Annotated in this window: 13 protein-coding genes; 2 read left to right on the plus strand and 11 right to left on the minus strand. The window is 68.2% G+C overall.

Translation table 11 applies throughout. The features are described 5' to 3' along the window. Window positions 1-58 precede the first annotated feature (58 nt). Window positions 59-595 carry a hypothetical protein gene (locus tag AB0C20_RS04135; RefSeq protein WP_357567288.1) on the plus strand — a complete coding sequence of 179 codons (537 nt, stop codon included), beginning with the start codon at window positions 59-61 and terminating at the stop codon, window positions 593-595. Between the two features lie 105 nt (window positions 596-700). Here the strand turns inward: AB0C20_RS04135 and AB0C20_RS04140 are convergent, their stop codons facing one another. The 6 genes from AB0C20_RS04140 to AB0C20_RS04165 form a co-directional block, all read right to left on the minus strand. After that, on the minus strand, window positions 701-1,312 hold the full coding sequence (locus tag AB0C20_RS04140) for a hypothetical protein (RefSeq protein ID WP_357185329.1): 612 nt from the start codon (window positions 1,310-1,312) through the stop codon (window positions 701-703). Window positions 1,313-1,643: 331 nt separating this feature from the next. Next, window positions 1,644-1,985 (minus strand): hypothetical protein, encoded by a 342-nt coding sequence (locus AB0C20_RS04145; protein ID WP_357567290.1) that lies wholly within the window; start codon window positions 1,983-1,985, stop codon window positions 1,644-1,646. A gap of 1,110 nt (window positions 1,986-3,095) precedes the next feature. Beyond that, entirely contained in the window at window positions 3,096-4,613 is a 1,518-nt protein-coding gene (locus AB0C20_RS04150; RefSeq protein ID WP_357567291.1) for a hypothetical protein, read from the minus strand. Window positions 4,614-4,736: 123 nt separating this feature from the next. Beyond that, window positions 4,737-4,958 (minus strand): PhzF family phenazine biosynthesis protein, encoded by a 222-nt coding sequence (locus AB0C20_RS04155; protein ID WP_357567302.1) that lies wholly within the window; start codon window positions 4,956-4,958, stop codon window positions 4,737-4,739. Then, the gene (locus tag AB0C20_RS04160; protein ID WP_357191394.1) at window positions 4,959-6,473 is read right to left on the minus strand and encodes a leucyl aminopeptidase; all 1,515 of its coding nucleotides are present in this window, start codon (window positions 6,471-6,473) and stop codon (window positions 4,959-4,961) included. 34 nt (window positions 6,474-6,507) lie between these two features. Then, entirely contained in the window at window positions 6,508-7,434 is a 927-nt protein-coding gene (locus AB0C20_RS04165) for a DMT family transporter (protein ID WP_357191392.1), read from the minus strand. Between the two features lie 92 nt (window positions 7,435-7,526). Here AB0C20_RS04165 and AB0C20_RS04170 point away from each other — a divergent pair, with 92 nt between their 5' ends. Continuing rightward, on the plus strand, window positions 7,527-8,420 hold the full coding sequence (locus AB0C20_RS04170) for a LysR family transcriptional regulator (protein ID WP_357191389.1): 894 nt from the start codon (window positions 7,527-7,529) through the stop codon (window positions 8,418-8,420). Window positions 8,421-8,558: 138 nt separating this feature from the next. Here the strand turns inward: AB0C20_RS04170 and AB0C20_RS04175 are convergent, their stop codons facing one another. From AB0C20_RS04175 to AB0C20_RS04195, 5 genes are all read right to left on the minus strand, one after another. Continuing rightward, a complete protein-coding gene (locus AB0C20_RS04175) occupies window positions 8,559-10,685 on the minus strand; it encodes a radical SAM protein (RefSeq protein WP_357191387.1) in 2,127 nt (708 codons plus the stop codon). Window positions 10,686-10,695: 10 nt separating this feature from the next. Beyond that, the gene (locus tag AB0C20_RS04180; RefSeq protein WP_357191385.1) at window positions 10,696-12,093 is read right to left on the minus strand and encodes a TfuA-like protein; all 1,398 of its coding nucleotides are present in this window, start codon (window positions 12,091-12,093) and stop codon (window positions 10,696-10,698) included. Further along, the gene (locus tag AB0C20_RS04185) at window positions 12,086-13,252 is read right to left on the minus strand and encodes a YcaO-like family protein (protein WP_357191383.1); all 1,167 of its coding nucleotides are present in this window, start codon (window positions 13,250-13,252) and stop codon (window positions 12,086-12,088) included. Before AB0C20_RS04185 ends, AB0C20_RS04180 begins: the two co-directional genes overlap by 8 nt. Window positions 13,253-13,279: 27 nt before the next feature. Further along, on the minus strand, window positions 13,280-13,654 hold the full coding sequence (locus AB0C20_RS04190; protein WP_030487871.1) for a class IIb bacteriocin, lactobin A/cerein 7B family: 375 nt from the start codon (window positions 13,652-13,654) through the stop codon (window positions 13,280-13,282). A 148-nt stretch (window positions 13,655-13,802) separates the two neighbouring features. After that, on the minus strand, window positions 13,803-14,165 hold the full coding sequence (locus AB0C20_RS04195) for a hypothetical protein (protein ID WP_357191381.1): 363 nt from the start codon (window positions 14,163-14,165) through the stop codon (window positions 13,803-13,805). Between the last annotated feature and the right edge of the window lie 259 nt (window positions 14,166-14,424).

The following is a 14,424-nucleotide window of genomic DNA, read 5'->3' on the forward strand; positions in this document are numbered from 1 at the left end:
TGGGTCCTGGCGGCAGAGGTGCCCCGCCTCAACCCTGGTTCGGTAACCTCGCGCCGTGATGTCTGCTGATCAAGAAGGCTGGTCGTTCGCCATCGCACGCGTACCGGCCGAGTTCGCCGCTGCGGTCCACCTGCTCAGACCAGGCGTGGAGCACGCTTGGAACAGCGAGGAAACCCTGTGCGGCCTCGTCGAGGACCAGATCGAGTTGTGCCGGCACCTCTTCGACCGCGAGGACGCCGCAGCCTGCCCGACCTGCCGGCAGCAGGCCGCCGTCGCCCCTACCCGCCCCTGCGATCAGGAACGCCTTTACGACCGGGTCCTGGCGGCTGCGGCGGGACCAACGCGCGACGAACTGCTCGACGCTCTGCACCGAGGTGCCGAGATCAAGCTGTGGATCAACGGCCCCGCCGTCAGCCTGGCCAAGCACTACGTCCAACTGGAGCATTCCGTCGAAGGCGGCCCCGCCATGGTCGCGGCGCTTAGCGTCAACAGAAGGGTCGGGCTTGCCAGGGTCGAGCACGGACCGTGGCAGTTCATCGTTGTCCTGCCCGACCACGGGCTTCCCCTGATCGCCCGCGCAACGGCCGGGCGGTAGGCATCCGGCCTGTGCCGTCCGGCTACGGGGCGTTCCCGGCCGACAAAGGTTCCGGATCTTGTCGCCAGCTCAGAGCGACGCCTTTTGTGACCGATTCCGGCCGCATCAGAGCAGGCGTTTCAAGGCCTGGGTAAGTCCGACGCCCTTAGCGTGGGTAAGTAACCGCTTGCCGAGTTCGTGGTCGCCCCAGGTCTGGATGCGGTCGGCACTGTACGAAGTGTGGCGTTTCTCGAAATCCATCGCTCGCACGTCGCGATCGTCGAGGTCGGCCACCAAGTGCTTGCGGGTGGTAAAAAAGGTCGATTTGCCGTTCTCGGTGCGGAGGAACTCCTCTTCCCATACCACTATCTTCTTCAACCCACCGTCCGGCAGCAGGACCACGTAGTGCTGCTCGTGGGTGGTTTCTTGTTGCGTGACGTTCCGGTGCTTGGTGTTGCGCTGGATGTGATGGTGACGTCGATCGAGCAGCCAGTGGGATCCGACGACGTCCACCCGTCGGGCCACCGCGACCCGCTCCGACCTGTTCTCGACCCTGGTGAACAAATCGAAGAGGCCGTATCTGACCTCCACCTGCTTTGTCTGCGTCTGGTATTCGGTCGTGGTGTAGGAGATGGCGCTTTCCCTCGCCTTGCGGGTCTCCCCGGCGACGCGCTTGGCATAGGCCCGGATGCGCGCCCAGTCCGGGGTGGTGGCTTCGTAGGTCTTCTTGTCAGGCAACGGTTCCTCCCACAACGTCAGGCGCTGCCTCAGCCACGCGGGACGGGAGCGCGACTGGCTCGTACCTCATGCGGGCCGTCGTTACGGCCCGATCACTGGCCGCCTCTTGCCGATGACGGCACATGCACCTCCGACGCGGGATCGCTCGAGTTACATCGGCCGTCTGAACGGGCTGACTGCCGCGGATCTTCAGCGTTAGGTCGAGACGCCCGGTGACGGCGGTCACGACCTCATTGACTACCTGATGGTCAACAACGCCCACGGGCCATCGCTGACTGGCTCGCAGGTCAAAGTATTGGTGCACCTGCGCTTCGATAGCGGCACTGTGCAGCTAGAGCAACGATCCGCCACCATGACCAAGCCTGCCTGCCGATAGATGGGAGACCGCTTCATGGGACGGCATCGGGGCGCCGAACTCCTCCACATGCTTCCCCGTCTGAATGAGCAATTTAATCACTGGTATGCCGACGTCGGGGGTCAACCCCTCTCTGCGAACAACGTCCAGATACTCACGCATTTCTACTAGCCCTTGGGCATCAGTGTGCACAGATGGAAGAGTCATGCGAAGGATCATTGACATACGGCCAAGGCCATCGCTAGCCGCCCATGCCAAGAATTTTCGAATCTCATTTAGATACTCATTTTTCTGACTTTCGGAAAGCTGGTGGTCCATGAGACACCTCTTGCATTTCTGCTAGGCGTAACCGGGGGCAGGCTCAGCGGAGATGTCGAGGATCACCTCAGCCGCGCCCACACCCTCGAGCGGCGGTCGATCGGGCAGTCCGCGCAGATGACTATCGTCTTCGGTTGGTGGCCGCCCTTGGGAGCTTCCAGATGCCTGCGAGGATCGGGGTCACACACCGGGCAGTATCGTGCCTCCCGGCCCCTTCCCCACTCAAACGCTTAGGCAAGAAGGGGACCGGAAACCGTTTACTATCTCGAGTATGGACCACAGACGGGTCCTGGCGGTCGAGGCTCAGGCTCTGGCCGTGGAGGGAGCCAGCAGTAGGATTACAGGGCGGCGGGTTTACGACGGGGTTGCAGTTTCCGACATTCGAGCTGGCAGTTGCTCGTTATCTCAAGCCAAATGAAATGCGTATCCTGCAGCCGATGGCCAGGGCCCGTGAGAACACAGTCCATGTAGCACCTCTCGCTCGGATCCATTGTGCGCGACGGGCACGATGAGACTTCCGGTGACCGAGTGCTCCTTTAGGCTGAACATGGGTACCCGCTGGACGTGACGCTAGACGTCTTACCCCGGCGCCGCAATACGCCGGACGGGTGAGGGCCCCGCCGTCACGGTCAACGACGTCGGCTCATGCCAGGTGCACGACATTGGGAATTTTCATCCGTGCGCCTCGCAGCTCCACTTCGCATGACTCTATTTCGGTCGAGCGGGGACAAAGAATGATCGAATCGGACCCGCTTCCTCTATGGAATCGACCTGAGTCGCAGGACGCAGTCCGTGAGCTGCGAATAAGCAGGAGCCGCTCGGTGGGCCAAGACGACGGCGTCTAGTACTGCAACGGCAGTTGGTCAGGGGTAGCCGGCGTCGTCGGCGCCATCGTGACCAGGCCCAGACGTGCTCGGGTGGGTGAGTTGATCGCACTACGAGGGCGGTGAGCAGTCCTCGGACCGCGTCCCACCCCATGCTCGACATGCCTCGTAGCTGACTCGCTGCGAGAGCCGACGAACGCAGGGATCCAAATGGCGGGACGCCGGGTTACGTCGTAGAGGTCTCAGTCGAGGTTCCAGAAGCAAGGTATTTCTCTACGCGGCTGGCCTACGCCGCCAGCGCCGCGTCAATCGCGCTGATGAGGATCTGCTCTGCTCCGTCGGGAGATTGAGCGGTCGGTTTTCCTTTGAGGTGCCCCAACCAGCCGTAGACAGTCATCGAACCGCCGGCGATGCCCGGGAAGTCGCTGTCGATCCCGCCGGCGTACGTCGAAGCTCTCCGCAACAGTTCATCACTGGGGAGGTACGCGCTCACCTCGTTCGCGTAGCCGGCGAACAGCAGTCGGCTCGACGTGCCGTATCGCGCCCGGAAGTAGACGGCGTATCCGGACACGATCTCGCCGCCGGCCAGCAGGAGCCGAAGGTCTGGGCTGCCGGTGAACCTCCACGACTGGACGGGCACCGGGATCGACGTCGCAAACGTGCCGGCCTCGACCTGCGAGATCATCTGTTGCGCGTGCCGTCGGTAGTAGCCCGGCAGGCCCGCGTTGGTCGATCGCGCGGTGTAACAGGCGATCACCCGCCGGAGGTTATCCGCGGTTGGCGTCACGTCCAGTGGCAGGTTCACCTCCCGGTAGTGGGTCCTCGTCGGGCCGGCGACCGGCCGGCCCGGCCGCAGCATCGCCGTCGTGACGGCCTGCGCGAGCTCGGCACCCCGCATGCTCCGCTGGGCCCAACCCCGCGCGCCGGCAGGGTTCTGGTCACCGGCTGGCCCGAGAAGGAACTGGGCGAAGGCGCCGGTCGCCTGCTCCATCCGGGTGACCGCGTCCCCCGGGTAGTCCGGGTCGAACAAGGTCTGCGACCCCGCCACCACCGGGTGACACCCGTAGCTGAACAGCACGGCCAGCGGCTCACCACCCGGCGTACGAGCCGTCAGGACAGGCACGTCCGACTCGACGTACGGCAGACTTTCCCGGTTGTACGAGAAGTGCTGGTCGACGACCTGGTAGTCGAGGACGCACGCCGTGCGGGGGCCGTCGAGCGTGTTCCGGACCAGCTGCACGATCTTCGTGGCCAACTGGTCGCCGTAGGCACGCACCTGTGCTTGCTGGGCCGAGTCCATCGAGTACGAGATGAACGGGTCGAGTTTGTCGGGGAGCACGGGACCGTTGTGCGTGTGCGTGGCCGTCAGCGCGAAGCTCTCCGACGCCAGCCCAAGAGCGACCACCTGGCTGCGGATCGACAGGTGCAGGCCACGCGCGAAACCGAGGACGTCGACGGTGACGATGGCGTGGGGCACACCCGCGTGCCACAGGATCGTGCACCGCGCGAACAGCGGGGCAGCGGTCCCGGTCGCCTTGCGGGGCACGTCGACGCCGTAACCGGCCAGGTACGTGCCCGCCGGTCGAGTGATTTCCACCTTCCCGACTGACAGCTCGGTGCCCGCCGCACCCCGTGCGGCGCTTCCCACGAGGCCCTGGCCTACCAGCGATGCGGCTGCGATGGACCCGCCGACGAGCAGCCGGCGACGACCGACGGTCAGCCGCCGATCATTCGGTGTGTCGTCCTCGGCCGCCTGCACCCGGATTTCCGACGTGGTGGCAGCCCTGATCCTGGACATGGTCATTCGGCAACGATCTCCCCCGTGAGACGCCGACGCGCGACCACCGCCTCGCATCAGCATTGGATGTGCGAGCGACGGCCATCAGTATCAAGTTGAGAGAGATCATGGCGCGCGCCAGGACCGCGGTCAATCCCTGGTTGCCCGTAGTCGCGGATTTGCGGCATGGACGTTGAGGAACCGATCGTGCCCGCAGGTCGGGACCTCCGTTGTCGGAGCGAAAAACCGCACCTGTACGTCGTGATCGGCGGCGTCGGCGGGCAGCACGAAGGCCGTTTCAGAGTTGTTCAGCTCCCACGCCACTGCGAATAGTTGCCGAACGGCTCGGGCGCCTCGGCCGTCGCCACTGATTCAAGAAACATCATGGCCGCCGATCGCGGTGTCCTCCGCAAGCCGAACCAGGGTGCGGACCGCGCACCCGGTGCCGCCGTTGGGGGTGTAACCGTAGGGCTCACCCTCGTGGAAGGCCGGTCCGGCGATGTCCAGGTGCGCCCAGGGGGTGCCGGCCGGCACGAACTCCTGGAGGAACAGGCCGGCCACCAGGCCGCCGCCCATCCGCTCGCCGACGTTGGCGATGTCGGCCACCCGGGAGTTCAGGCTTCTGCGCAGCTCAGCCGGCAGCGGCATCGGCCAGGCCCGCTCGCCGGTCCGGCTGGCGGCGGCCAGGACCCGGTCACGGAAGGCGTCGTCGTTGGACATCACCCCGAAGAGATGGTTACCCAGGCCGAATCGCATGGCGGCGGTCAGGGTGGCCACGTCCACGATCGCGTCGGGCCGCTCCTCGCCCGCGCGCACCAGCGCGTCGGCAAGCACCAGGCGTCCCTCGGCGTCGGTGTTGAGCACCTCGACGGTCCGGCCGCCGTACATCCGCAGCACGTCGCCGGGACGGACGGCGGAGCCGGACGGCATGTTCTCGGCCAGCGCAAGCCAGCCGGTGACGTTGACCCGGAGGCCGAGCCGGGCGACGGCCAGCACCGCGGCGAACACGGCCGCCGCGCCGGACATGTCGCGCTTCATGATCTCGTTGGCACCAACCGGCTTCAACGAGATGCCGCCCGAATCGTACGTGATGCCCTTGCCGATGAAGGCGAGACTCACCTCCGCCTCGGGGTGGGTGTGGGCGATCCGCACCAGCCGCGGCGGTCGCGCCGAGCCCTGCCCGACGCCGAGGATGCCGCCGAAGGCGCCCGCCGCGAGCGCGTCATCGTCGAGCACCTCGACCGCCAGCCCATGCTCCCGGCCGGCCGTAACCACGGCGGCGGCGAAGCTCTCAGGATGCAGGTCGTTGGCCGGCGTGTTGACCAGGTCACGGGCCCGGTTCAGCTCCTGGCCGAGCACGCCGGCGCGTCGCACGGCGGCCTCGGCGTCCGTCCGGCCGTCAGGGTTCACGAGAATCACCAGCTCGCGGACCGGGGCCGCGGCGTGATCGGTGGTGCGGTAGGCGGTGAAGGCGTACGCGCCGAGTAAGCCACCCACGGCCACCGCCTCCACGGCCTCGACGGTCCCGGCCGGCAGCGCCAGTGCGACCGTCCCGGCGCCGGCCAGAACCCGAGTGGCCACCCCGGCGGCCCGGCGCAGCGCCTCGGCGTCGCACTCGGTGTCGTTGTCGGCGGCGTCGCCGAGGCCGACCGCGAGGACCAGTCTGGCCTCGATGCCGGTGGGCGCGGGGAGTTTGACCGCCTCGCCCTCGGCACCAGTCACGCCGAGGATGCCGAGGAGTTCTGCCAGCGTGCCGTCGAACGCGTCGGTCACCGCCGCCGCGCCGGGCGCCAGCATCGGCCCCTTGGGACTTTTCGCGACACCGATCACGATGCAGTCCGCGGGCAGCGATGCAGCGGGGGTCGCGCTTACCGTCAGTGCGGTCACTTACGTACGTCCTGTTCTCTTCCCGGAAGGTTGGTCAGGTTCTCGGCGTGGCCAGCGCGGCCGGGGTTACCGCCGGCGGCGGCTTGTGCCGGCGGGTCAGGCCGACCCCGACGAGCACGACCACCATCCCAGCGGCGATCCGGAGGCTGAAACCCTCGTCGAGCACGATGGTCCCCAGCGCCACTGAGACCGCCGGCAGCAGATAGCCGACCGTCGCAGCGTTTGTGGCGCCCTCAGTGGCGATGATCCGGTAGGTGAGGTGGAACGTGATCCCGGTGGCGACGATCCCGAGGATCAGTACGGCGATCGCCGTTGGCGGGTCGATGTCGATCGGTGTGAGGCCGCCCGCCGGCAGGGTCAGCGCGGTCATGCCGGTCGCGGCGATCAGCTGCGCGGCGGACAAAGAGATGGTGGGGATGCCCTTCCCGACCAGGTGGCGGCCCATATATGCGAAACCCACGGCATAGCTCGCCGCAGCGGCAACGATCGCGAGCGCGCCCCAGCCAACCGGCCCGGTCATCTGCCAGGGAGCGAAGATCAGTACGACGCCGGCGAATCCGAGCAGGAGCCCGGCCAGCCGGGTCGGACGCAGTCCGCGCTCGGAGCCGAGGGCGAGGCCGACCAGCAGGGTCCACAGCGGTGTAGTCGCGTTCAGGACGCCTGCAATCCCCGAGTCGATCGTCTGCTGGCCGACGCTGAACAGTGCGAACGGCAGGGCGTTGCAGAAGAACGCGGCCACGGTGATGTGACCCCAGGTCGCCCGGTGATGGGGCAGCCGCCGGCCGGTAGCGAGGCAGGCGATCAGCAGGGTGGCGGCTCCGAACACGCATCGACTGAGGGTGACCTGCACCGGTGTCAGCGCGGTCAGGGCCAGCTCGATCCAGAGGAACGTCGATCCCCACAGCAGGGCGAGCACCCCGACGCGTGCCCACGTCCAGCCCTTGCCTGCGACACCGTTCACTTGACCTCCTCGGTCGGTTCTCGCCTGAACGGTGCCCTGGGTGATCGTGAAGGACAAGCAAAAGATTCTGCATATCTGTTAAGTTCATCTACATGCTCGATGTGAGGCGGATGCAGGTGCTGCGGGCGGTGGCGGCCAGCGGGTCGGTGACCGCGGCGGCGGCGCACCTCGGCTACACCCCCTCCGCCGTCAGCCAGCAGGTAGCGGCACTGGAAAAGGAAACCGGGGTTGAGCTGCTCGAACGCGTCGGCCGGGGCGTACAGCCCACAGCGGCGGGCCAGCTGCTCATCGGGCACGCGGCAATCATCAGCCAGCACGTCGCCGAGGCCGAGACCGCGCTGGCCGACCTGCGCGCCGGGCGTACGGGCCGCCTGACGATCCACTATTTCGCCTCGGTCGGCCCGACCCTGCTGGCGCCCGCCATCGCCCGGCTCCGACGCGAGCATCCCGGCGTGACGGTCGACCCCAAGCTGACCGACCCGCAGGAATCCCTGCCGGACGTCGAGCAGGGCAACGGCGACCTGGCCATCGTCGTTCGCCGGCCGACCGGCGAGAGCCGCCCGGGAATTCGACTGGTACGCCTGCTCGACGACCCGTACCAGGTCGTGTTGCCCACCGGGCATCCGCTCGCCACACAGCAGGTGGTGACCCTGGCCGACCTCGCCGGCGAACCTTGGGTCGGCAGCGAACCGCCCGGCCCCTGCCTGGAGCCAATAGTCGACGCCTGCGCCGCAGCGGGCTTCACCCCTGACATCGTGGCCAAGTCGGAGGACTACGCGACGGCTCAGGGATTCGTCGCCGCAGGCCTCGGAGTCAGCCTCATCCCCCGCCTGGCGCTGGGCACACGCCACCCGGGGATCGTCGTCCGGCAGGTCCGCCATCCGGAGCCGATCCGCACGATCTATGCGGCCGCTCGGGAAATTTCACTGACACAGCCCGCGGTGCGTGCGCTGATCGACGCCCTCACGAACGCCACGAAGGAGTGAACCCAAGCGTCCCCAGTAGCGGTCGCGACATGGCTGATCCGGCCGCAGCCTCTCGGCAGAGACATCGCCAGGCACTCATCACCCTTGTCACCCTTCGTCGACGCTGGGCGGGTTTTCGGGGAGTCGCCTGACAGCGGGTCACCGCGCCGGATCAGCCGGGAGCCGATGCCGGCGGATCAGCCGCTGCCCGATGAAGGTTCGCCAGACCCGGTCCGCGACAGTCGGTTCGACGATCCAGAGCCGACGCTGCGCCTCGGCGAGGGTGAGCGGCGCGCTGAAGAGATCCAGGAAAAGCCGGCTGCTGCGGTTGAGTGCGAACACCTGACCGTCGATCCGGCGGAACAGGTGCCGGTCCGCCGGCAGGTCGCCGGGGACGCCTTCCTGCTCGTCGGATCGGATTCGCCGGTACGCCTCCCAGACCTGCTCGTCGTCGCGATCCACGAAGGCGCCGTTGGCGAGGAACTCGGTCTGGTCGTCGGTGTCGTGGCGTACCCGGTCGTGGGCGAGGACGCCGCGTACCGCAGTGCCGTACCGGTCGTGGTAGAAGAACGTGTGCGGGGTGTCGGTGGCGCCCAGCCACGGACGGTGGTAGTGACCGGGGTTGAGGCCGGCCTTGGCCAGGGCGACCTCGGCCTGCGCGGCCTCGGTGACCGGCTCGTCGTACTTGAGCATCCGGACGATGTCCGATCCCTCCACCGGCCGCACGTTGGTGATGCCGAACCGGTCCGGCTCCTTGGCGACGATGGCGCCCGGCGTCAGCATGAAGTCGCCGAGCCCGCCGAGGGTCCACAGGTCCGGGTTGTCACGCAGGAAATTGACGCTGTCCAGTGCCTCTTCGCGGGTCTCGGTGGGGAACCCGGTGAAGCCCATCATCTGCACACCAATGTTCGCCTTGGTCATCGCCATCATGGTGCGTCGTGCCTGCTCCGGCTTCGTGCCCTTGTCGATCAGATCGAGGACGCGCTGGTTACCGGACTCGAAGCCGACTGAGATGGCCACGCAGCCGCTGCGCCTCAGTAGGTCGCAGCGCTCGTCCGACCAGTACTTCTCCAGCCGGATCTCGGCACCCCAGCGGAAGTCCAGCCCTCGCTCGACGACCTGCTCGGCGAAGCGCAGGATGGTCGCGGGAGCGAGCACATCGACCGAGAAATAGATGAACTTGGCGAACTTCGACAGTTCGGTGACGTCCGCGATCATGGTGCTCACCGTGTCCTGCCGCCATGGGCTGGTGGGACCGTCGGTATTCAGTCCGTAGTCGCAGAACGTGCACTTGTTCCAGTAGCAGCCTCGGGTCGGCGAATAGTAGACGAACCGCTCCGGGCTGAGGTAGAGGTCCCAGGGCAGGCCGGAGAAGTCCGGGACCGGCACCTGCGCCAGGCGTTCATAACGCAGGGGCAGTTGACGCTGGCGGCCGTACTTGGGGTGTAGCCGGACGTTGGGGTGCCCGGCTGGCAGCGTGCCCGCCGCCACCGCGTCCAGGATCTCCGTGTACGCGCTCTCCCCCTCCCCGACCACGATCGCGTCAAAGTCGGCCAGCACCTGGAAGACGTACTCGGGTTTGCTGGCGCACTTCCAGACGTCGGAGATCTCCGTGCCGCCCGCGATGAGGAAGACGTCCGGGCAGGCCTGCCGGACGAGTCGGGCGATCCAGAGCGCGAACGGCAACTGCCACTGGTAGGTGGCGCTGATGCCGATCACCTGGTGCCCGCCGGCGGCCAGCCGCGGGATCAGCACGTCCTCGTAGTACGGCAGGAAAGGTCGGTTGAGCCGAGCGAGCAGCGCCTCGTCCGTCAGTGCGGCCACCGAGCCGATCGAGATCATCGGCGGTGGGTGGAGCCGGAAGCCGGCGTGGAACTGCCCGGGGAACCCGACCGTGCCGAGGGCGTCCATCCAGGAGATCACGCCCTCGACGGCGTCCTGGTAGTGCCGGTAGTCGTAGAACAGGGTCGGATCCTGTAGCACCCCGATCGACCGGCGCAGCCGCTCCGGATCGGGGTCGGGCAGGCCGAGCTGGTTCGCCCGGGCCATCAGCGCGTCCGGGCCGCTGAGGTCGTCGATCGAGAGCCGGGACAGCTCCCGCCGAAGCCAGTCGTACGCCGACGGGGTGTACGAGTGGTGGAACGCCTCGATGTTGGCGTCGATGATCTCCGCCGGCTGGTGCCCCTGTGCCCGGGCGTACGAATCGAGGTAGTTCAGGGAGTGGTATCCCGAGGTGGGATCGGTCAGCGGGGGGTAGATCAATGCTGCCTTCACCGTGCCGCTCATCGATTCCTCCTCAGCCGACCCGGGCCGCGGAACCGGCCAGGGTGTCCTCCTGGGCGCGCATGCCCACCGCAGGCAGTCGCGGGGTACCGAACGCCTTGACGTACGCGACAAGCGGTTCGGCGGCGTACCGGAACGCCGCAAGGTCGACGAAGCCCCGGTCCCACGCCGCCGCTTCCAGCCCGTCGGCGGCACAGCCCCACAGCCTCGCGAAGCACGCATCGACGATCTCGGTGCGGAAGTGCAGCCGAGCACCCGGGCGGCGATGCCCCGTCGTACGCGGGACGAGCGTCTCGTTCAGCGACGCTGCGGTCGCCGCGACCTGCCGTGCCGCGGTGAGTAACGCGGGGGTACGCAGCGGCGGCGCGAGCATCCACAGAGCCAGGCTGCGGTGCGGCGTGGTGCCGAACGCCCGCACCAACACCCGCAACACCGCCTCGCGGTCGTCGAGACCCCGTTCCCGGTCGGTCAGCCAGTCCCACCCGCTCGGCGGCGCACCGGTCAGCCCTCGCCGGCGGGCCACCTCGCTGGCGCGCTCCTCGACCATCGGGTCGTCGATGTCCACCTCGGCCAGCCCGGCCAGCACCCCCCGCCGGTGCCAGGCCGCCGACTCGGGATGCAGCAGCATCAGCACCGCGGCGGCCTCCCGGTCGCTGGCCCAGTGCCCGCCGACCGACTTCCCGGCGAACCGTGCGCGCCAACTGTCGAGGAAGCGGGTGTGCAGGTTGTCGAGCGGCTGGTCGCCGGCGTTCGCCGGGCACAGCTCGGGCGCGTTGTCCGCAGCCATTGACAGCAGCATCCGCGCGTCGGCGCCCTTGGTGTCGCAGGGGTCCCGCCGGTGCCACGTCAGGAACCGGCCCACCACAGCCGCCGCCTCGGGTGGCGCGCTGCGCTCCAGCGCCTGGTACGACCGCCGCCGGAAGGGCAGGTCCCGGCCGATGTCCAGCAGCAGCACCGCCTCGGCGTCGCTGAGTACGCCGGCCGCGACGGCGCGACGCAGCGCGACCCGGATGTTCACCAGTGGGACGCTCAAGGCGCGGTGGCCATCCTCGGCAGGTCCGTGCACGACGGCCACCTCGTCGTCGCCCGTGACGACCCCGTCGCGGTAGAGCTGGAACACCTCGCCCACGCCACGCATGCCGAACGGCCACAGCTCGGCGGCGCGCAGCGCGCCCATGCTGGCGGCGCCGGCCACGGTCACGCCACGGTCGAGCAGGTCGAGGATCTCCCGGTGGCGGACCGGCGGGTGTTGCAGGAAGAACCCGTCGATGATGAGGACCCGGTCGCCGCGGGCGACGTCCAGGCGCAGCAGGTCGCCGTGCGCGACGGGCGGCAGCACCACCGCGTCGGGCAGCAGCCGACCGACCTCGTCGGCCGGCAGGCTCGGACCGATGAAGACGACGTCAGTCACGGGGCACTCCCGGTCGGGTACTCAGGGCCCGCTCGTCGAACATCCGCAGGCCGGGGGCGAACACCTTGCTCACCGCAATGCCGATGTCGTCGTGCGTCAGGTCGACGCTGAACGGCTCGACGCCGGTGACCCGCTGCACCCGCGATGCCAGCTCGCGCAGCACCTGGGTCACGTCCCCCACCGGCGGGGCATTCCGGCGGACCGGTCGGACGGGCCGGTCGACTGTGGGAGGCGGCACCGGCGGTGCGCCGACATCGTGGTAGGCGGTGGCGTCGATGTCATCACGGGCTCCGGAGACCATGACCAGCCGTGATTGCGCTGCCTCCGCCATGGCCCGACCGACGGCGATCTCCGGGTCGACGTGGCAGCCGAAGCCGCCGAAGGTGACCGGCAGGTCCTCCGACCAGATCGAGGCGGCGTAGCAGGGTACGTCGACCGCGTTGGTGATGTCGCAGACCTCCACCCAGCAACCGGCCCGCACCAGCGCCTCGTGCACCGTGCGGGTCATCACGTTGGTGGCGGTGCCCGGGTCGGCGTAGGTGCGCTCGGCCAACGGTGAGGTGCAGTACGGGGCGATGCAGTCGCGTTCGACGACCTCCAGCAGAGCGTGCAGGCTGGCCTCGGCGAAGGTGTTCCCGGTGGCCAGCCCGTTGCTGCTGGGTGTGAACAGGGCACGGTCCCAGCCCCGCCGGATGGTGAAGTCGAGTTCGATGGTGGCGCGGGGCACCAGGCAATCCGCACCGGTCACCAGCCCGCGGCCGGCCACCCAGTCGAGTTCGACGGCGGGGGTCAGTGGTGACCGTTCCGCCAGGTGCAGCCACCGGACGTCGTACGGCAGGTCGAGCGCCTCCGCCGGGGACCGGACGACGGTCCCCGGCCGGAGGTTCTCAGCATGCCAGGACTCGATGCTCTCCATGACCGCGCTGACCCGGGCCTGCGTCGTCGTGGCGCCGGTGCCGACGCTCACCGCCATGGTGGCTCCGACCGGCCGGTAGGCGACGTGCACCGGAAGGCCGATCTCGTCGAGCCGGGTGATGTCGGCGACCCGGGTGATCCGGAACCGGTCGAGCAGGCCCCCGATCCGTTCCCAGGTCTGCTCCACGGTGGCCGTCCGGTAGGTGCCGGATCGGAACGCGATGGTCTCGGTCGTGTCAGTCATCGAGGCTCCCGGCGAGGGGTGGGGAACTCAGAGGATGAGGACGGCGATGATGTTGACGTTGTTGTCGGCGATCGGGGCCACGCCGCCGGCGACCGTCTCCAACTCGGCCTCGGTCAGCTCGTTGAGGTCGACCAGCGGCACCTCGGGCACGTGCAGCACGTGCAGGCCGGGCGTGCCGGCCCAGTCGGCGACGATCTGGTCCTTGGTGTAGAGCGTGGCGGGCTGGGCGCGGTCGACCTCGACCCGGGAGCCGGCGGCGACGGGCAGGCCGGCCGCCGTCGCGTAGCCGGTCGGGTCGGCGAGCAGGCGCTGCAGTTCATCGTCGCTGCGCCATACGGCGGTGACCAGTTCCGAGTACTTGGTCACGAACCTCGCGCCATATTCCTGTTCGTCGTTGCTCATCGTTCGGTCCTTTCCTCGGGATCGCTGCGAGACGGGCGGTTGATCGGTGTGGCGAGAACGCTACGAAGATCGAGCTTCGACAATCAATGATTCCGTGTGACTGCCATCAGAATCTGCCGCGCGAGCTCATGGGCGGCCAACTTCGGTGTCAGGTGCAGCAGCACGGGCAGCAGCAGGCACAGCTGGGGTCCAGGCCGGCGACGACGCTGTCCAGTTCGTCCTCGGCCAGTTCCGCCTGAGCCACCGGCAGCAGCGACGGCACGAAGAGCACGAAGGCGCCGCTGGCGGCCGCCTGCTGCCAGGACTCGACCTGCACCTCTAGATCCGGGTCGGCGTCGGCGACGTCCCGGACCACCCGGACCTGCACATCCTCGGACAGTTGGAGCCCGTAGCCGGCGAGGAACCCCCGCGGGTCCCGGTCGAGCGCCTGCTCCTTGACCGGGTCGGCCCAGACGTCGGCGACCAGCCGGCTGTACGCGGCCACGAAGACCGCTCGATCGACAGGTGTCACACCCTGCTCCCTTCGATGGTCGGCCGCCGGTGGCGGCGACAGGCAGCGCGGGATGTTCCGGGCCGCCGGTTTCGCTTCATCGTGGGTCACCTGTGGATGCGATCCGTCCGGAGAGCGGCAATTTCATCGAATGTGGCCGCGAAAAGGTCGCGCTGCGGCGAAAGCCGGGTAATTGGGAATCAGCGACTTACGGCGGACGGCGATCTTAATCAATGTCACCACTGTGGGCAAGTAGTAATTCCTCGCCTTTTACCCGCCC

It is taken from the genome of Micromonospora sp. NPDC048843, assembly GCF_040649965.1.
GTDB lineage: Bacteria > Actinomycetota > Actinomycetes > Mycobacteriales > Micromonosporaceae > Micromonospora > Micromonospora hortensis.

What these genes read in the sequence shown, in the direction of transcription:
- AB0C20_RS04170 (WP_357191389.1), top strand. Translation starts at nt 7,527, where the DNA reads ATGCTCGATGTGAGGCGGATGCAGGTGCTGCGGGCGGTGGCGGCCAGC.
- AB0C20_RS04145 (WP_357567290.1), bottom strand. Translation starts at nt 1,985, where the DNA reads ATGGACCACCAGCTTTCCGAAAGTCAGAAAAATGAGTATCTAAATGAG.
- AB0C20_RS04175 (WP_357191387.1), bottom strand. Translation starts at nt 10,685, where the DNA reads ATGAGCGGCACGGTGAAGGCAGCATTGATCTACCCCCCGCTGACCGAT.
- AB0C20_RS04135 (WP_357567288.1), top strand. Translation starts at nt 59, where the DNA reads ATGTCTGCTGATCAAGAAGGCTGGTCGTTCGCCATCGCACGCGTACCG.
- AB0C20_RS04185 (WP_357191383.1), bottom strand. Translation starts at nt 13,252, where the DNA reads ATGACTGACACGACCGAGACCATCGCGTTCCGATCCGGCACCTACCGG.
- AB0C20_RS04150 (WP_357567291.1), bottom strand. Translation starts at nt 4,613, where the DNA reads ATGACCATGTCCAGGATCAGGGCTGCCACCACGTCGGAAATCCGGGTG.
- AB0C20_RS04190 (WP_030487871.1), bottom strand. Translation starts at nt 13,654, where the DNA reads ATGAGCAACGACGAACAGGAATATGGCGCGAGGTTCGTGACCAAGTAC.